Source organism: Salmonella sp. GDC200615 (assembly GCF_050574145.1).
Lineage (GTDB): Bacteria > Pseudomonadota > Gammaproteobacteria > Enterobacterales > Enterobacteriaceae > Salmonella > Salmonella enterica.
In genome coordinates, this window is the sequence record NZ_CP192247.1 from 1,113,932 (window position 1) to 1,128,292 (window position 14,361).

Genomic DNA, 14,361 nt, shown 5'->3' on the forward strand with positions numbered 1-14,361 from the left:
AGAAGGTTATGAAAGTTTTACGCATTTGAAACAATACGATTTGCAGGGGATTTTCGCGGCGTTGGCGAGTAGAATGCCGATTTTAGATTTGTATTACCAATTAATGATCTTCTGATGAAAACAGACACTTCCACCTTTTTAGCTCAGCAAATTGTGCGTTTACGGCGCAGAGATCAGATTCGCCGGTTAATGCAGCGGGATAAAACGCCGCTGGCCATCCTGTTCATGGCGGCCGTTGTCGGCACGCTTACCGGACTGGTTGGCGTCGCCTTTGAAAAGGCGGTTTCCTGGGTACAAAACATGCGCATTGGCGCGCTGGTTCAGGTCGCGGACCATGCGTTTTTGCTTTGGCCGCTGGCTTTTATCCTTTCGGCGTTACTGGCGATGGTCGGCTACTTTTTGGTGCGAAAATTTGCGCCGGAAGCCGGCGGCTCGGGTATCCCGGAAATTGAAGGCGCGCTGGAGGAACTACGTCCGGTGCGCTGGTGGCGCGTGTTGCCGGTGAAGTTTATCGGCGGGATGGGAACGTTGGGCGCAGGAATGGTATTAGGGCGCGAAGGGCCAACGGTGCAAATCGGGGGCAACCTGGGGCGCATGGTGCTGGATGTTTTTCGTATGCGCAGCGCCGAAGCGCGGCATACGTTGCTGGCGACCGGCGCGGCGGCGGGGCTCTCTGCGGCGTTTAACGCGCCGCTGGCGGGTATCCTGTTTATTATTGAAGAGATGCGCCCGCAGTTTCGCTACAACCTGATTTCGATTAAAGCGGTGTTTACCGGCGTCATCATGTCGAGCATTGTGTTCCGCATATTTAACGGCGAAGCGCCGATTATTGAAGTCGGCAAACTGTCTGATGCGCCGGTTAACACGCTGTGGTTATACCTTATCCTCGGCATTATTTTTGGCTGCGTCGGGCCGGTATTTAATTCGTTGGTGCTGCGTACCCAGGATATGTTTCAGCGCTTTCATGGCGGCGAAATTAAAAAATGGGTGCTTATGGGCGGCGCGATCGGCGGCCTGTGCGGTATTCTGGGGTTGATTGAGCCGGAAGCGGCAGGCGGCGGATTTAACCTTATTCCCATCGCCGCGGCAGGTAATTTTAGCGTCGGGCTACTGCTGTTCATCTTTATTGCCCGGGTTGTCACGACGCTGCTTTGCTTTTCTTCCGGCGCGCCGGGGGGCATTTTCGCCCCGATGCTGGCGCTGGGAACGCTGCTTGGTACGGCCTTCGGTATGGCGGCGGCAGTGCTTTTCCCGCAGTATCACCTGGAGGCCGGTACCTTTGCGATTGCCGGGATGGGGGCGCTGATGGCGGCGTCGGTGCGCGCCCCGCTGACGGGGATTGTGCTGGTGCTGGAGATGACCGATAACTACCAGCTCATTTTGCCAATGATTATCACCTGTCTTGGCGCGACACTATTAGCCCAGTTTTTGGGCGGGAAACCGTTATACTCAACCATCCTGGCGCGCACTCTGGCGAAGCAGGATGCGGAACAGGCGGCGAAAAGCCAGAATGCGCCTGCGGGCGAGAATACTTGAACGAATTACCAGGGTATTAGATAATGACTGCCAATATTGGGTGAAAATTTATCCAATTACCGATGTCGTTTGGAGCAAAATATGAGTGATGACGTAGCGCTGCCGCTGCAGTTTACCGACGCAGCAGCGAATAAAGTAAAAAGTCTTATCGCTGACGAAGATAACCCGAATCTGAAACTGCGCGTATATATCACCGGCGGTGGTTGCAGCGGCTTCCAGTATGGTTTTACCTTTGACGATCAGGTGAACGAAGGGGATATGACCATCGAAAAACAGGGCGTTGGCCTGGTGGTTGACCCGATGAGTTTGCAGTATCTGGTGGGTGGTTCGGTAGATTATACCGAAGGTCTGGAAGGTTCCCGCTTCATTGTAACCAACCCGAATGCGAAAAGTACCTGCGGGTGTGGCTCTTCCTTCAGCATTTGATCGCTGTTCGTTGTGCCGGATGGCGACGCGAGCGTCTTATCCGGCCTACAGGAAAGATGTTCCAGGCCCGATAAGCGTAGCGCCATCGGGCAAAACAATATCAACGTCCGTTTTCATCCAGGGCAAACGTCGGCAATTTCAAATGCCAGCGAATGGCCGCCAGGCGAATGAACAGCGTGACGACCATACCCATCATGCTGGCGCTTTCCAGCGGTACTGAAAACGTATAAAACGCGGTAGCGTGAACAATCCCGCCGATAATACAGGCCGTGGCATAGATTTCGGTGCGTAGGATCATGGGGATCTCGCGTGCCAGAACATCGCGAATAATCCCGCCGCCGACGCCGGTAATCACGCCCATACAGACAGCCACTAATGGCCCCGTTTCAGCGAGGAAGGCTTTATTCACCCCAATGCCGACAAACACCGCCAGCCCGACCGCATCCAGTACCGGCAACATCCATTTCGGCAGACGTCTTGGTTGGCGAACCAGCAGGATGGTCAGCATACTGGTGACCATGGCGACGACCAGGTCGGTAGGATCTTTAACCCAGAATACGGGGCCGTTATCCAGCGCCATATCGCGGATTGTCCCGCCGCCAACGGCAGTAACGACGCCGAGCACCAGGACGCCGAACGGGTCCATACGTAATTTCCCGGCCAGCAACACGCCAGAGATAGCAAATACAGCCGTGCCTACAATATCCAGCCAATAGACGAGCATTGTCGAATCCCCACTGGGAGCCTGGTAAGACAGGCTCTAATTCACCTGTGAAAGCGCATTACAGAGTTGTTTTGCGGCGAGGATAATACGCGGGCTTGCGCGTTCAAACCAGTCGCTGTTAAGCGGAATAACCGGAATTTTTAACAGGTTTCCCCAGTATTGTTCAATTTTGAGAATTTCGCCCGCTTTTCCGGCCACGATAATGGCCTGAGGATGCCTTGCCAGCACCTGCTCACGGCTGACTTGCGGCCACGGCACGCGGCTGTCAGCAAAGACGTTTTCTCCGCCGCAGGTCGTCAAAACCTGATGTTGAATAGACCCTTTACCACTGGTAAACAGAGGATTCATGCCAAACTGAAGAAAGACGCGCTTTTTAGCTTTACCGGCATACTTGGCGTTGAGCGCGGCGTACTCGTTTAGCAATGTCTGCGCTGCCTGCTGAGCCTTTTCCGGCTGCGGGCTCCAGGCGGCCAGTTGACGGAGCGTGTCGGCGATCTGTTCGATGCTTACCGCGTCCACCCACATGACCTTAATACCTAATGACGTCAGTTGGTTTACCTGGCGTTCCGCATTACCGCCGCGCCAGGCGACGACCAGATCCGGCTTCAGCGCCACAATGCGTTCCAGATTCATTCCCTGCCAGGTAGAGACCTGTTCTATTTTTTGCGCTTCGGGCGGGTAGTCGGAATAGCTGCTGACGCCAACGGGCGTAATCCCGGCGGCAAAAGCAAGCTCCGTATTGGCGGGAGAGAGGGTAATGACGCGCGGCGCAGCGTAAAGCCACACCGGGAGCGTAAGCAGCAGGGCGACCAGCGCCCTGAACATTTGCTTAGCCATGCGCCAGTTTCTGTACCAGCGTTTCGACCATCAGAGTCGACTGTTTCGCCGCCACCGCGAGGAATTCGTCAAAGCTGAGGTGCGATTGCTGATCGGCCACGTCAGAAATAGCGCGTACCACCACGAACGGCACGCTGAAGTTATAGCAGACGTGGGCGATAGCGGTGGCTTCCATCTCTACGGCGACCGCGTCGGGGAAGTTATGCCGAATTTTCGCCAGCCCGACGGAACCGTTAATAAACGCGTCGCCGCTAACAATAAGGCCGCGTACCGCGTTCAGATTCAGCTCTCTGATGCAGGATTCCGCGGCGGCGATCAGTTTGTCATCGGCCTTAAATCCGGCCGGACAGCCCGGTAATTGCCCGTATTCATAGCCGAAAGCGGTCACATCAGCGTCGTGGTAACGCGCTTCGTCAGAGACGACGATATCGCCGACCTTCAGCGTGGACGCCAGACCGCCTGCGGAACCGGTATTGATGATCACGTCCGGCTTGCAGTGTTCCAGAAGCAACGTTGCGCCCAGCGCCGCCGCGACTTTACCGATACCGGATTTCAGCAACGCCACTTCGGTGCCGTTCAACTGGCCAGTGTAAATTTCGCAGCCGCCCAGCGTAATCGTCTGACGGTTGTCAATTTTGTCACGCAGCAGCGTAACTTCTTCTTCCATTGCGCCAATGATGCCGATTTTCATAGATTTACTCGCGATAAGTCAGTTTTGGGGGCATAGTTTATCATGCGCTTATGGGGAAGCGCATTTCTCAGGCGGGGAGAGGATATGGCATCGATCGATTTCCGAAATAAAATTAACTGGCATCGTCGTTATCGTTCACCGCAGGGTGTAAAGACGGAACATGAGATCCTGCGGATTTTTGAAAGCGATCGCGGGCGGATTATCAACTCTCCGGCTATACGCCGTTTGCAGCAAAAAACGCAGGTTTTCCCGCTGGAGCGCAATGCCGCGGTGCGTACTCGTCTGACGCATTCGATGGAGGTGCAGCAGGTGGGGCGTTATATCGCGAAAGAGATTTTAAGCCGCCTGAAAGAGCAAAACCGACTGGAGGAGTACGGTCTGGATGCGCTGACCGGTCCCTTTGAAAGTATTGTGGAAATGGCCTGCCTGATGCACGACATCGGTAATCCGCCGTTCGGTCATTTTGGCGAGGCGGCGATCAATGACTGGTTTCGTCAGCGGCTGCATCCGGAAGATGCGGAAAGTCAGCCGCTCACGCATGATCGCTGTGTGGTTTCCTCGCTACGGCTACAGGAAGGCGAAGAAAATCTGAACGATATTCGCCGCAAGGTACGTCAGGATATCTGCCATTTTGAAGGCAATGCACAGGGAATTCGTCTGGTACATACGCTCATGCGGATGAATCTTACCTGGGCGCAGGTTGGCGGAATTTTAAAATATACCCGTCCGGCATGGTGGCGAGGGCCGGTGCCGGATTCCCATCGCTATTTAATGAAGAAACCGGGCTATTATCTTTCTGAAGAGAAGTATATTGCGAGGTTACGTAAAGAACTGCAGTTAGCGCCTTACAGTCGCTTTCCATTAACGTGGATTATGGAAGCCGCAGATGATATTTCTTATTGTGTCGCCGATCTTGAAGACGCGGTAGAGAAAAGAATCTTTAGCGTTGAGCAGCTTTATCACCATTTATATCACGCGTGGGGCCACCATGAGAAGGATTCGCTGTTTGAGCTGGTGGTAGGAAATGCGTGGGAAAAATCACGCGCCAATACATTAAGCCGCAGTACCGAAGATCAGTTTTTTATGTATTTACGGGTAAATACATTAAATAAACTGGTGCCCTATGCCGCTCAGCGTTTTATTGATAATTTGCCGCAGATTTTTGCCGGTACCTTCAATCAGGCGTTGCTGGAAGATGCCAGCGGTTTTAGCCGCCTGCTTGAACTCTATAAGAATGTGGCGGTTGAACATGTGTTTAGCCATCCGGATGTAGAACAGCTTGAACTACAGGGATACCGGGTGATCAGCGGGTTATTAGATATCTATCAGCCGCTATTAAGCCTGTCGCTTAACGACTTTCGCGAGCTGGTGGAAAAAGAACGGTTGAAACGCTTCCCCATAGAATCGCGCTTATTTCAGAAACTTTCTACGCGCCATCGTTTGGCCTACGTGGAAGTCGTCAGTAAATTACCCACGGATTCGGCGGAGTACCCGGTGCTGGAATATTATTATCGCTGTCGGTTGATTCAGGATTATATCAGCGGGATGACTGACCTTTACGCATGGGATGAATATCGGCGTTTGATGGCGGTCGAACAGTAAATGGACTTTTGTAAAGATGGACAATAAATTTTTACTTTTTCCAGAAACTTTATTCCGGAACTTCGCGTTATAAAATGAATCTGACGTACACAGCAATTTTGCGTTACCTGTTAATCGAGATTGAAACACATGAAAAAAACCACATTAGCAATGAGTGCACTGGCTCTGAGTTTAGGTTTGGCATTGTCGCCTCTGTCTGCCACGGCGGCTGAAACGTCCTCTTCAGCAATGACTGCCCAGCAGATGCCAAGCCTGGCACCGATGCTCGAAAAAGTGATGCCATCGGTGGTCAGTATTAATGTAGAAGGTAGCACCACGGTGAATACGCCGCGTATGCCGCGTAATTTCCAGCAGTTCTTTGGCGATGACTCCCCGTTCTGCCAGGACGGTTCTCCGTTCCAGAATTCTCCCTTCTGCCAGGGCGGCGGTAACGGCGGCAACGGCGGTCAACAACAGAAATTCATGGCGCTGGGCTCTGGCGTAATTATTGACGCCGCGAAGGGCTACGTCGTCACCAACAACCACGTGGTTGATAACGCCAGCGTGATTAAAGTACAGCTTAGCGATGGGCGTAAATTCGATGCTAAAGTGGTAGGCAAAGATCCGCGTTCTGATATCGCGCTGATTCAAATTCAGAATCCGAAGAACCTGACGGCGATTAAGCTGGCGGACTCCGACGCGCTGCGCGTGGGGGATTATACCGTCGCTATTGGTAACCCGTTTGGTCTGGGCGAAACGGTGACGTCAGGTATCGTTTCGGCGCTGGGGCGTAGCGGCCTGAACGTAGAAAATTACGAGAACTTTATTCAGACCGACGCCGCGATTAACCGTGGTAACTCCGGCGGCGCGCTGGTGAACCTGAACGGTGAGCTGATCGGTATTAACACCGCGATTCTGGCGCCGGACGGCGGCAACATCGGTATTGGCTTCGCTATCCCCAGTAACATGGTGAAAAACCTGACGTCGCAGATGGTGGAATACGGCCAGGTGAAACGCGGCGAACTGGGGATCATGGGGACTGAGCTGAATTCCGAATTGGCGAAAGCGATGAAAGTCGACGCCCAGCGTGGCGCGTTCGTCAGCCAGGTGATGCCGAATTCGTCCGCAGCGAAAGCGGGTATCAAAGCCGGGGATGTCATTACCTCGCTGAACGGTAAACCGATCAGCAGCTTTGCGGCGCTGCGCGCTCAGGTCGGCACTATGCCGGTCGGCAGCAAAATCAGCCTCGGTCTGCTGCGTGAAGGTAAAGCGATTACGGTTAATCTGGAACTGCAGCAGAGCAGCCAGAGTCAGGTTGATTCCAGCACCATCTTCAGCGGGATTGAAGGCGCTGAAATGAGCAATAAAGGCCAGGATAAAGGCGTTGTGGTGAGCAGCGTGAAAGCGAACTCACCCGCCGCGCAAATTGGCCTCAAAAAAGGCGATGTTATTATCGGCGCTAACCAGCAGCCGGTGAAAAATATCGCCGAGCTGCGTAAGATTCTCGACAGCAAACCGTCGGTGCTGGCGCTGAATATTCAGCGTGGTGATAGTTCTATTTATTTGCTGATGCAGTAATCACCTTTGTCCCCCTTCCGCCATGGAAGGGGGCAACACTTTTCTGTGAAACCCCCCACAACTCCATACTTATTTGCACCGTTTTGTGCATTTGCACAATGTCGAGACCTGTCATCTTCCTTATGCTTGTGCTCTGCTCACAGGAGGGATTTATGGCTGGCATCTTGATACCAAAATGGCGCAGGATATCGTGGCGCGCACTATGCGCATCATCGATACCAATATCAACGTAATGGATGCCCGCGGGCGTATTATCGGCAGCGGCGATCGGGAACGTATTGGTGAATTGCACGAAGGCGCGCTGTTAGTGCTGTCGCAGGGCCGGGTTGTGGATATTGACAACGCCGTGGCGCGACACCTGCACGGGGTGCGTCAGGGGATTAATCTTCCCTTACGTCTTGAGGGCGAAATTGTCGGCGTGATCGGTCTCACCGGCGAACCAGAGCATCTGCGTAAATATGGCGAACTGGTGTGTATGACTGCCGAAATGATGCTGGAACAGTCGCGGTTAATGCACCTTTTGGCGCAGGATAGCCGGTTGCGCGAAGAGCTGGTGATGAACCTGATTCAGGCCGAAGAAAATACGCCGGCGCTGGTGGAATGGGCGCAGCGTTTGGGGATCGATTTGAACCAGCCGCGTGTGGCGGCGGTGGTGGAAGTCGACAGCGGCCAGCTTGGCGTCGATAGCGCAATGGCGGAACTTCAGCAGTTGCAGAATGCGCTTACCACGCCGGAGCGTAACAACCTGATAGCCATTGTTTCCCTCACCGAGATGGTGGTGCTCAAACCCGCCTTAAACTCGTTTGGTCGCTGGGATGCTGAAGATCATCGTAAGCGCGTAGAGCAGCTTATCTCGCGAATGAAAGAGAATGGTCAGCTACGTTTTCGCGTGGCGCTGGGCAATTACTTTACCGGGCCGGGCAGTATTGCACGCTCATACCGCACGGCGCGCACCACGATGATGGTCGGCAAACAGCGGATGCCAGAGAGCCGCAGCTATTTTTATCAGGATTTGATGCTGCCGGTTCTGTTAGATAGCCTGCGTGGCGGCTGGCAGGCCAATGAGCTGGCGCGCCCGCTGGTAAAACTCAAAGCGATGGATAACAACGGGTTATTACGTCGGACGCTGACGGCGTGGTTTCGCCATAATGTCCAGCCGCTGGCGACCTCTAAGGCGCTGTTTATTCATCGTAACACGCTGGAATATCGGCTAAATCGTATTTCGGAACTGACCGGGCTGGATTTGGGAAATTTTGACGATCGGCTGTTGCTGTATGTGGCGCTACAACTGGATGAACAGCGTTAAGCCCGGCGGCGCTACGCTTATCAGGCCTACCGGGATATATCTGTAGGCCGGATAAGGCGTAACACGTCGCCATCCGGCAACACACAGCTTACTTACGGGTAAGCTTGTCCAGATCGGCTTCGATTTCACTGATCTTATTCGCGACGACGCTTTCCAGATGGCGCAAGTCGTCGAGGATCTTACGTTTGAGATCGAGTTCTGAGCGGTCGCGCTGGCAGATTTGGTCCAGCTCGTCAATCACATAGCGTAGGTTAGGGCTAATCTCCTGTACTTCTTTATAACCCTGACCGATGCCATCGGCCACCACCGTTTTACGCTGGCGTGGATACTTAAACTTCACGCTTTTAGCAAAGAATTCACCTCTATCCTTTTGAAAATAGATTTTCAGGATATCGTTATTGGCTTCTTGCCGCAGGCTGTAACGATCGATTTCCTCAGGATTGGTAATGCCCAGACTTTTTAGATTGTCATACATAGCGGTATCCTTCATCACACTATAACTTTTGAATAATTAACGAAAAATTGGTTTTTCGCCACCAATGTATACAAAAAAAGCGTAGTTGATCGCAGAAGACGTCTCGGCAACGTCATGAGCAAAAGGGCGGCGGTTATTGATAGCTTAAGTAATTCAACGCGATATTCCGTTTATAGAGAAAGCGTTTGAGGTCAGTGTGGGAAATTGACCGGAGGTAGTGGTCGATAACCTTGAGAGGCGGAGTCTATGTCCGGAACGTATAATGCTACTATTCGCCGGGTGGTGGTTTCCGCCTGGATAGGAAACTCCATTGAATATTATGATTTTCTATTATACGGCCTGGCAAGCGCGCTGGTATTTGGCCCGCTTTTTTTTCCTGGCGCCAGCCCATTGACTGCAACGTTATCTTCTTTTGCCAGTTTCGGCGTGGGATTTATCTCCCGGCCGCTGGGCGCGCTATTTTTTGGCAACAGGGGAGATACGCTTGGGCGTAAAAACACGTTATTAATCACGTTAGGGGGGATGGGCGCGGTCACGTTTCTCATCGGTTGCCTGCCTTCTTACGCCAGTATTGGCGCGCTGGCGCCTGCTTTACTGGTTATTCTGCGTTTTCTGCAGGGATTTATGGTTGGAGGCGAATGGGGAGGCGCCATGTTGATGGTCGTGGAATATGCTGCTGGAAAGCACCGGGGGCGGTTAAGCGCGCTATCGCAAACAGGAGGACTCACGGGACAATTATTGGCGACAGGCGTATTTATAGTCGTGACCCAATTACCGCAGGAGGCGTTGTTATCGTGGGGATGGCGTATTCCTTTTCTGCTCAGTGCGCTTTTGGTGTTGCCGGGATTATATATGCGTCATCGTCTGGATGAGACACCTGTCTTCCGTGCGTTTAAAAAGCAGCAGGCCATTAATCATAGGCAGCAAAGAGAAGAAAGGCCGGTGGTCAAAGTAGTACGAGAACAATGGCGCAGCATTTTGCTGATTATAATTCTGCGTTTTGCGGAAAGCGTTCCCTTTTTTCTTGCTACCGTCTTCGCGGTTTCCTGGGCGACGACGCAGCTTGGGATTGCCAGCCTGACTATTCTGTACATTGTAATGTTCACCTGTCTGCTGGCGTATCCCATGCACGTGCTATTTGGCATCATGTCGGATCGGCGTGGCTGCCGTCAGGTGTATATTTTCGGCGCGCTTTTTGTCGCGGCAATGGCTTTTCCCTTTTTCTGGCTGCTGGAAAGCCGTTCGCTCATACTGATGACAATGGGCTACGTTTTGCTTATTAACATTGGTCATAATTCACTGAATGCCGTGCAACCTTCTTTTTTCGCCGGACTGTTTCATCCGCCTGTACGCTACAGCGGTTCATCAATTGGCGCTCAGTTGGGGGCGGTTGTGGCAGGGGGATTCACGCCGTTTATCGCTAAAGCGTTAAGCGCAGTCTATGATAACAGTTGGACTTTGGTTGCCGGTTATGTCGTTTTGACTGCGCTGGCTTCGGCGTTTGCGGCAAAGATTGCGCCGGAAACCGTGTTACCGCATTCGCCGTAATGCAAAGGGGGGCTGTCGCCCCCGCTTTTCACTCGCTTAATCAATAGTGCGCAATAATTCGTTAATGCCCACTTTACCACGCGTTTTGGCGTCGACTTTTTTCACGATCACCGCGCAGTACAAACTGTACTTACCGTCTTTTGACGGCAGGTTGCCGGAAACGACCACGGAGCCCGCCGGTACGCGGCCATAGTGAACTTCACCGGTTTCGCGATCGTATATTTTGGTGCTCTGGCCGAGGTATACCCCCATGGAAATGACGGAACCTTCTTCGACAATGACGCCTTCCACGACTTCAGAACGCGCGCCAATAAAGCAGTTGTCTTCAATGATGGTCGGGTTAGCCTGCAGCGGCTCCAGTACGCCGCCGATACCCACGCCGCCGGAAAGGTGAACATTTTTACCAATCTGCGCACAGGAACCCACCGTCGCCCAGGTGTCAACCATGGTGCCTTCGTCAACGTAGGCGCCGATGTTAACGTAAGACGGCATCAACACGGTGTTGCGGGCGATAAATGCGCCCTGACGAACGGCCGCAGGCGGAACGACGCGGAAGCCTTCTTTCTGAAAACGCGCTTCGTCGTAATCAGCGAATTTCATCGGGACTTTATCGAAGTAGCGGCTTTCCGCACCGTCGATAACCTGGTTATCGTTAATACGGAAAGAGAGCAGAACCGCTTTCTTCAACCACTGGTGAGTGACCCACTGACCGTCGATTTTTTCTGCGACACGCAGCGCGCCGGAATCAAGTAGAGAAATGACCTGTTTTACCGCCTCTCGGGTCACGGTATCTACATTAGCCGGCGTAATATCGGCGCGGCGCTCAAAAGCGGTCTCAATAACGTTCTGTAACTGCTGCATTGTTAAACTCTTTCATATAAATAAACACACTACCCTTTATCGTTTGGATTGAGGGCCGCTGTCAACCGTTGTTGCACCTCAAGTTGCAGCACATTATTAAGTGCGCGCCGATCCGCTGTGGCGATTATGAATAAATCTTCTACTCGTTCACCAATGGTTGTAATTCGGGCGCCATGAAGCGAAATTCCCAGATCGGCAAAAATTTGTCCGACCCTGGCCAGCAGACCAGGCTGATCGAGCGCGATCAATTCCATGAATGATTTTCTGTCGGTATGGGTGGGCAAAAAATTGACTTCCGTTTCGACCGTAAAGTGCCGTAACTTTGCCGGTTGCCGACGCGGCTGCGGCGGCTGCCAGCTACGCTGCGTAATGGTCTGTTCAAGACCGGTGCGAATGACTTCATGGCGATCCGCCGCCAGCGGGCTGCCGTCTGGTTCCAGAACGATAAACGTATCCATTGCCATGCCGTCGCGAGTGGTAAAGATCTGCGCGTCATGGACGCTTAAATTACGCCTGTCCAGCTCGGCGCAGACGGCGGCAAACAGATAGGGTCTGTCCGGACTCCAGATAAAAATTTCGGTTCCGCCGCGCGTGGCCTGCGGACTAAGCAACACTAACGGTTGGCGCAGATCGTGCTGCAATAAATGGCGTGCGTGCCAGGCGAGCTGATTTGGACTATGACGAACAAAATAGTTAGCGCGACAGCGGGTCCAGATTTTGTGCAGCGCGGCTTCATCAATATTGTCCATTCGCAGCAGCGCCAGCGCCTGAAGCTGATGGTGACGCACGCGCTCACGCATATCCGGCGTATTTTGCATTCCGCGCCTGAGTTGTTTTTCCGTGGCGAAGTACAGCTCGCGTAGCAGGCTCTGCTTCCAGCTATTCCACAAGGTTTCGTTGGTCGCGCAGATGTCCGCGACGGTCAGGCAGACCAGAAAACGCAGCCGTGTTTCGGTTTGCACCTCTTCGGCAAACTGCTTAATGACTTCCGGATCCTGGATGTCGCGGCGCTGGGCGGTGACTGACATTAGCAGGTGTTGGCGCACCAGCCAGGCGACCAGTTGCGTTTCGCGTGAGTTCAAACCGTGCAGTTCGGCGAAGGTGAGTACATCCTGCGCGCCCAGTACCGAATGGTCGCCGCCGCGTCCTTTCGCAATATCGTGGAACAGCGCGGCGATCAGGATCAGTTCCGGATGGGGAAGCCGCGGCCAGAGATCGACGCATAGCGGATGGCGCTGGCGTGTCTCTTCTTTCGCAAAGCTCTCCAGTTTGAGCATTACGCGGATGGTGTGTTCATCCACCGTGTATGCGTGGAACAGGTCAAACTGCATTTGTCCGACGATGTGTGACCACTGCGGCATATAAGCCCACAGTACGCTGTGGCGATGCATGGGCAGCAGGCCGCGGCTGACCGCGCCGGGATGGCGCAGCATACTAAGAAACAGAGTGCGCGCCTCCGGGATGTAACACAGCGGTTGGCTCAGGTGGCGGCGGGCGTGGCGCAAATGGCGTAACGTCGTAGAGTAGATGCCGGTGATCGCGCTATTGCGCACCATCATATAAAACATCCGCAGGATCGCTTGCGGTTCGCGGATAAACAGCGTGTCGTCACGCAGATCAATAAGCGTGCCGCGCAGTTGAAACTCATCGTCAACAGGACGCGGTTTTTCATCCGCAGGCAGCGCCAGAATCGCCTCGTCAAATAGCTGAAGCAGCATCTGATTAAGTTCGCTCACCCGGCGCGTAACCCGGAAGTAGTCTTTCATCATCCGCTCAACCGGATCATTGCCCTCGCCGCTGTAGTTAAGGCGTTGAGCGACGCTTAACTGGCGGTCGAACAGCAGGCGGTTATCGTAGCGGCTGACCACCAGATGTAGCGCAAAGCGAATGCGCCACAGGATATGCAGGCACTCGTTGAGCTCCGCGCGCTCAGCGGGGGTTAAAAAGCCGAATCCCACCATCTCATCGAGCGAGGTAGCGCCGAAGTGACGTCGGGCGACCCACTGTAACGTATGGATATCGCGCAGGCCGCCGGGGCTGCTTTTAATATCCGGCTCCAGATTATAGCTGGTACCGTGATAGCGCTGGTGGCGCTGGTTCTGCTCTTCTACTTTGGCGGCGTAAAATTTGTCGGACGGCCAAAAACCTTCGCTGAAAATATGTTTTTGTAGTGCCAGAAACAGAGCGACATCACCGATCAGCAGGCGCGTTTCGATGAGGTTTGTCGCAACGGTTAAATCAGACAGACCTTCCAGCAGACACTCTTCCAGCGTACGTACGCTATGCCCGACATCCAGCTTGACGTCCCATAATAAAGCCAGCAGCTCGCCGACCTTTTGCGCCTGTTCATCGGGTAGCTTTTTGCGTCTTAAAATGAGCAGATCAATATCGGAAAGCGGATGCAGTTCGCCGCGTCCATAGCCGCCGACGGCGACCAGCGCCAGATCGGCAATCTGACCGAAACCGGCCTCAATCCACAGGCGTTGCAATAACTGGTCGATAAATTCGGTTCGGGCTTCAATAAGCTGTTCAGCACAAATGCCGCTGTCAAATGCCTCTCCCAGCCAGTGTTGAAAGATGTCGATGCGGGCTTTGATACCGGCGACGGTCAGTTCAGCGCGCGGCCAGACGCCAGGGTTTTGCGGCTGGTCAGGGAGGGTGGGGAGTGCGGTATTCGCGTGCTGTTCAGGAAGAGTATTCATATGCGCCACCCATTAAAAAGCCGGATAATGGCGTGAACGCCTTATCCGGCCTACGTATTTACTCTTCATCCTTCAAGTTGCTTCTACGTTGGCTGC

The 14,361-nt window shown here is 53.5% G+C and carries 12 protein-coding genes; 6 read left to right on the forward strand and 6 right to left on the reverse strand.

The features are described 5' to 3' along the window. Positions 1–114: 114 nt before the first annotated feature. Together clcA and erpA are read left to right on the forward strand one after the other, a co-directional pair. Positions 115–1,536, forward strand: coding sequence for a H(+)/Cl(-) exchange transporter ClcA (gene clcA, locus ACQ29O_RS05200; protein ID WP_000845429.1), 1,422 nt, complete (start codon positions 115–117; stop codon positions 1,534–1,536). Between the two features lie 81 nt (positions 1,537–1,617). Next, entirely contained in the window at positions 1,618–1,962 is a 345-nt protein-coding gene (gene erpA / locus ACQ29O_RS05205) for an iron-sulfur cluster insertion protein ErpA (RefSeq protein ID WP_001278668.1), read from the forward strand. Between the two features lie 100 nt (positions 1,963–2,062). On the opposite strand, the gene ACQ29O_RS05210 is transcribed toward erpA, so the two are convergent. From ACQ29O_RS05210 to mtnN, 3 genes are read right to left on the reverse strand one after another with little or no spacing between them, the layout of a single operon-like run. Continuing rightward, a complete protein-coding gene (locus ACQ29O_RS05210) occupies positions 2,063–2,686 on the reverse strand; it encodes a TRIC cation channel family protein (RefSeq protein ID WP_000964234.1) in 624 nt (207 codons plus the stop codon). A gap of 36 nt (positions 2,687–2,722) precedes the next feature. Beyond that, a complete protein-coding gene (gene btuF / locus ACQ29O_RS05215) occupies positions 2,723–3,523 on the reverse strand; it encodes a vitamin B12 ABC transporter substrate-binding protein BtuF (RefSeq protein WP_001118839.1) in 801 nt (266 codons plus the stop codon). Continuing rightward, a complete protein-coding gene (gene mtnN / locus ACQ29O_RS05220) occupies positions 3,516–4,214 on the reverse strand; it encodes a 5'-methylthioadenosine/S-adenosylhomocysteine nucleosidase (protein ID WP_000689824.1) in 699 nt (232 codons plus the stop codon). Before mtnN ends, btuF begins: the two co-directional genes overlap by 8 nt. An 84-nt stretch (positions 4,215–4,298) precedes the next feature. Here mtnN and dgt point away from each other — a divergent pair, with 84 nt between their 5' ends. The 3 genes from dgt (at position 4,299) to cdaR (ending at position 8,679) form a co-directional block, all read left to right on the forward strand. Then, entirely contained in the window at positions 4,299–5,816 is a 1,518-nt protein-coding gene (gene dgt / locus ACQ29O_RS05225; RefSeq protein WP_000146450.1) for a dGTPase, read from the forward strand. 129 nt (positions 5,817–5,945) lie between these two features. Further along, positions 5,946–7,373: a serine endoprotease DegP gene (degP, locus tag ACQ29O_RS05230; protein ID WP_000753958.1), complete on the forward strand. Its 1,428-nt coding sequence runs from the start codon at positions 5,946–5,948 to the stop codon at positions 7,371–7,373. 148 nt (positions 7,374–7,521) lie between these two features. After that, the gene (gene cdaR / locus ACQ29O_RS05235) at positions 7,522–8,679 is read left to right on the forward strand and encodes a DNA-binding transcriptional regulator CdaR (protein ID WP_024138428.1); all 1,158 of its coding nucleotides are present in this window, start codon (positions 7,522–7,524) and stop codon (positions 8,677–8,679) included. An 88-nt stretch (positions 8,680–8,767) separates the two neighbouring features. On the opposite strand, the gene ACQ29O_RS05240 is transcribed toward cdaR, so the two are convergent. After that, a complete protein-coding gene (locus ACQ29O_RS05240) occupies positions 8,768–9,154 on the reverse strand; it encodes a DUF3461 family protein (RefSeq protein WP_000272193.1) in 387 nt (128 codons plus the stop codon). A 246-nt stretch (positions 9,155–9,400) separates the two neighbouring features. Between ACQ29O_RS05240 and ACQ29O_RS05245 the strand changes: the two genes are divergently transcribed. Further along, complete coding sequence (locus ACQ29O_RS05245) at positions 9,401–10,702, forward strand: MFS transporter (RefSeq protein WP_000017195.1); 1,302 nt, start codon at positions 9,401–9,403, stop codon at positions 10,700–10,702. A gap of 36 nt (positions 10,703–10,738) precedes the next feature. Here ACQ29O_RS05245 and dapD read toward each other — a convergent pair whose 3' ends face one another. Continuing rightward, entirely contained in the window at positions 10,739–11,563 is an 825-nt protein-coding gene (gene dapD / locus ACQ29O_RS05250) for a 2,3,4,5-tetrahydropyridine-2,6-dicarboxylate N-succinyltransferase (protein ID WP_001186670.1), read from the reverse strand. 29 nt (positions 11,564–11,592) lie between these two features. Then, positions 11,593–14,265, reverse strand: a complete 2,673-nt coding sequence (gene glnD / locus ACQ29O_RS05255; protein WP_001747058.1) for a bifunctional uridylyltransferase/uridylyl-removing protein GlnD — start codon at positions 14,263–14,265, stop codon at positions 11,593–11,595. Positions 14,266–14,361: the final 96 nt, after the last annotated feature.

What these genes read in the sequence shown, in the direction of transcription:
- clcA (WP_000845429.1), top strand. Translation starts at nt 115, where the DNA reads ATGAAAACAGACACTTCCACCTTTTTAGCTCAGCAAATTGTGCGTTTA.
- erpA (WP_001278668.1), top strand. Translation starts at nt 1,618, where the DNA reads ATGAGTGATGACGTAGCGCTGCCGCTGCAGTTTACCGACGCAGCAGCG.
- ACQ29O_RS05210 (WP_000964234.1), bottom strand. Translation starts at nt 2,686, where the DNA reads ATGCTCGTCTATTGGCTGGATATTGTAGGCACGGCTGTATTTGCTATC.
- btuF (WP_001118839.1), bottom strand. Translation starts at nt 3,523, where the DNA reads ATGGCTAAGCAAATGTTCAGGGCGCTGGTCGCCCTGCTGCTTACGCTC.
- mtnN (WP_000689824.1), bottom strand. Translation starts at nt 4,214, where the DNA reads ATGAAAATCGGCATCATTGGCGCAATGGAAGAAGAAGTTACGCTGCTG.
- dgt (WP_000146450.1), top strand. Translation starts at nt 4,299, where the DNA reads ATGGCATCGATCGATTTCCGAAATAAAATTAACTGGCATCGTCGTTAT.
- degP (WP_000753958.1), top strand. Translation starts at nt 5,946, where the DNA reads ATGAAAAAAACCACATTAGCAATGAGTGCACTGGCTCTGAGTTTAGGT.
- ACQ29O_RS05240 (WP_000272193.1), bottom strand. Translation starts at nt 9,154, where the DNA reads ATGTATGACAATCTAAAAAGTCTGGGCATTACCAATCCTGAGGAAATC.
- ACQ29O_RS05245 (WP_000017195.1), top strand. Translation starts at nt 9,401, where the DNA reads ATGTCCGGAACGTATAATGCTACTATTCGCCGGGTGGTGGTTTCCGCC.
- dapD (WP_001186670.1), bottom strand. Translation starts at nt 11,563, where the DNA reads ATGCAGCAGTTACAGAACGTTATTGAGACCGCTTTTGAGCGCCGCGCC.
- glnD (WP_001747058.1), bottom strand. Translation starts at nt 14,265, where the DNA reads ATGAATACTCTTCCTGAACAGCACGCGAATACCGCACTCCCCACCCTC.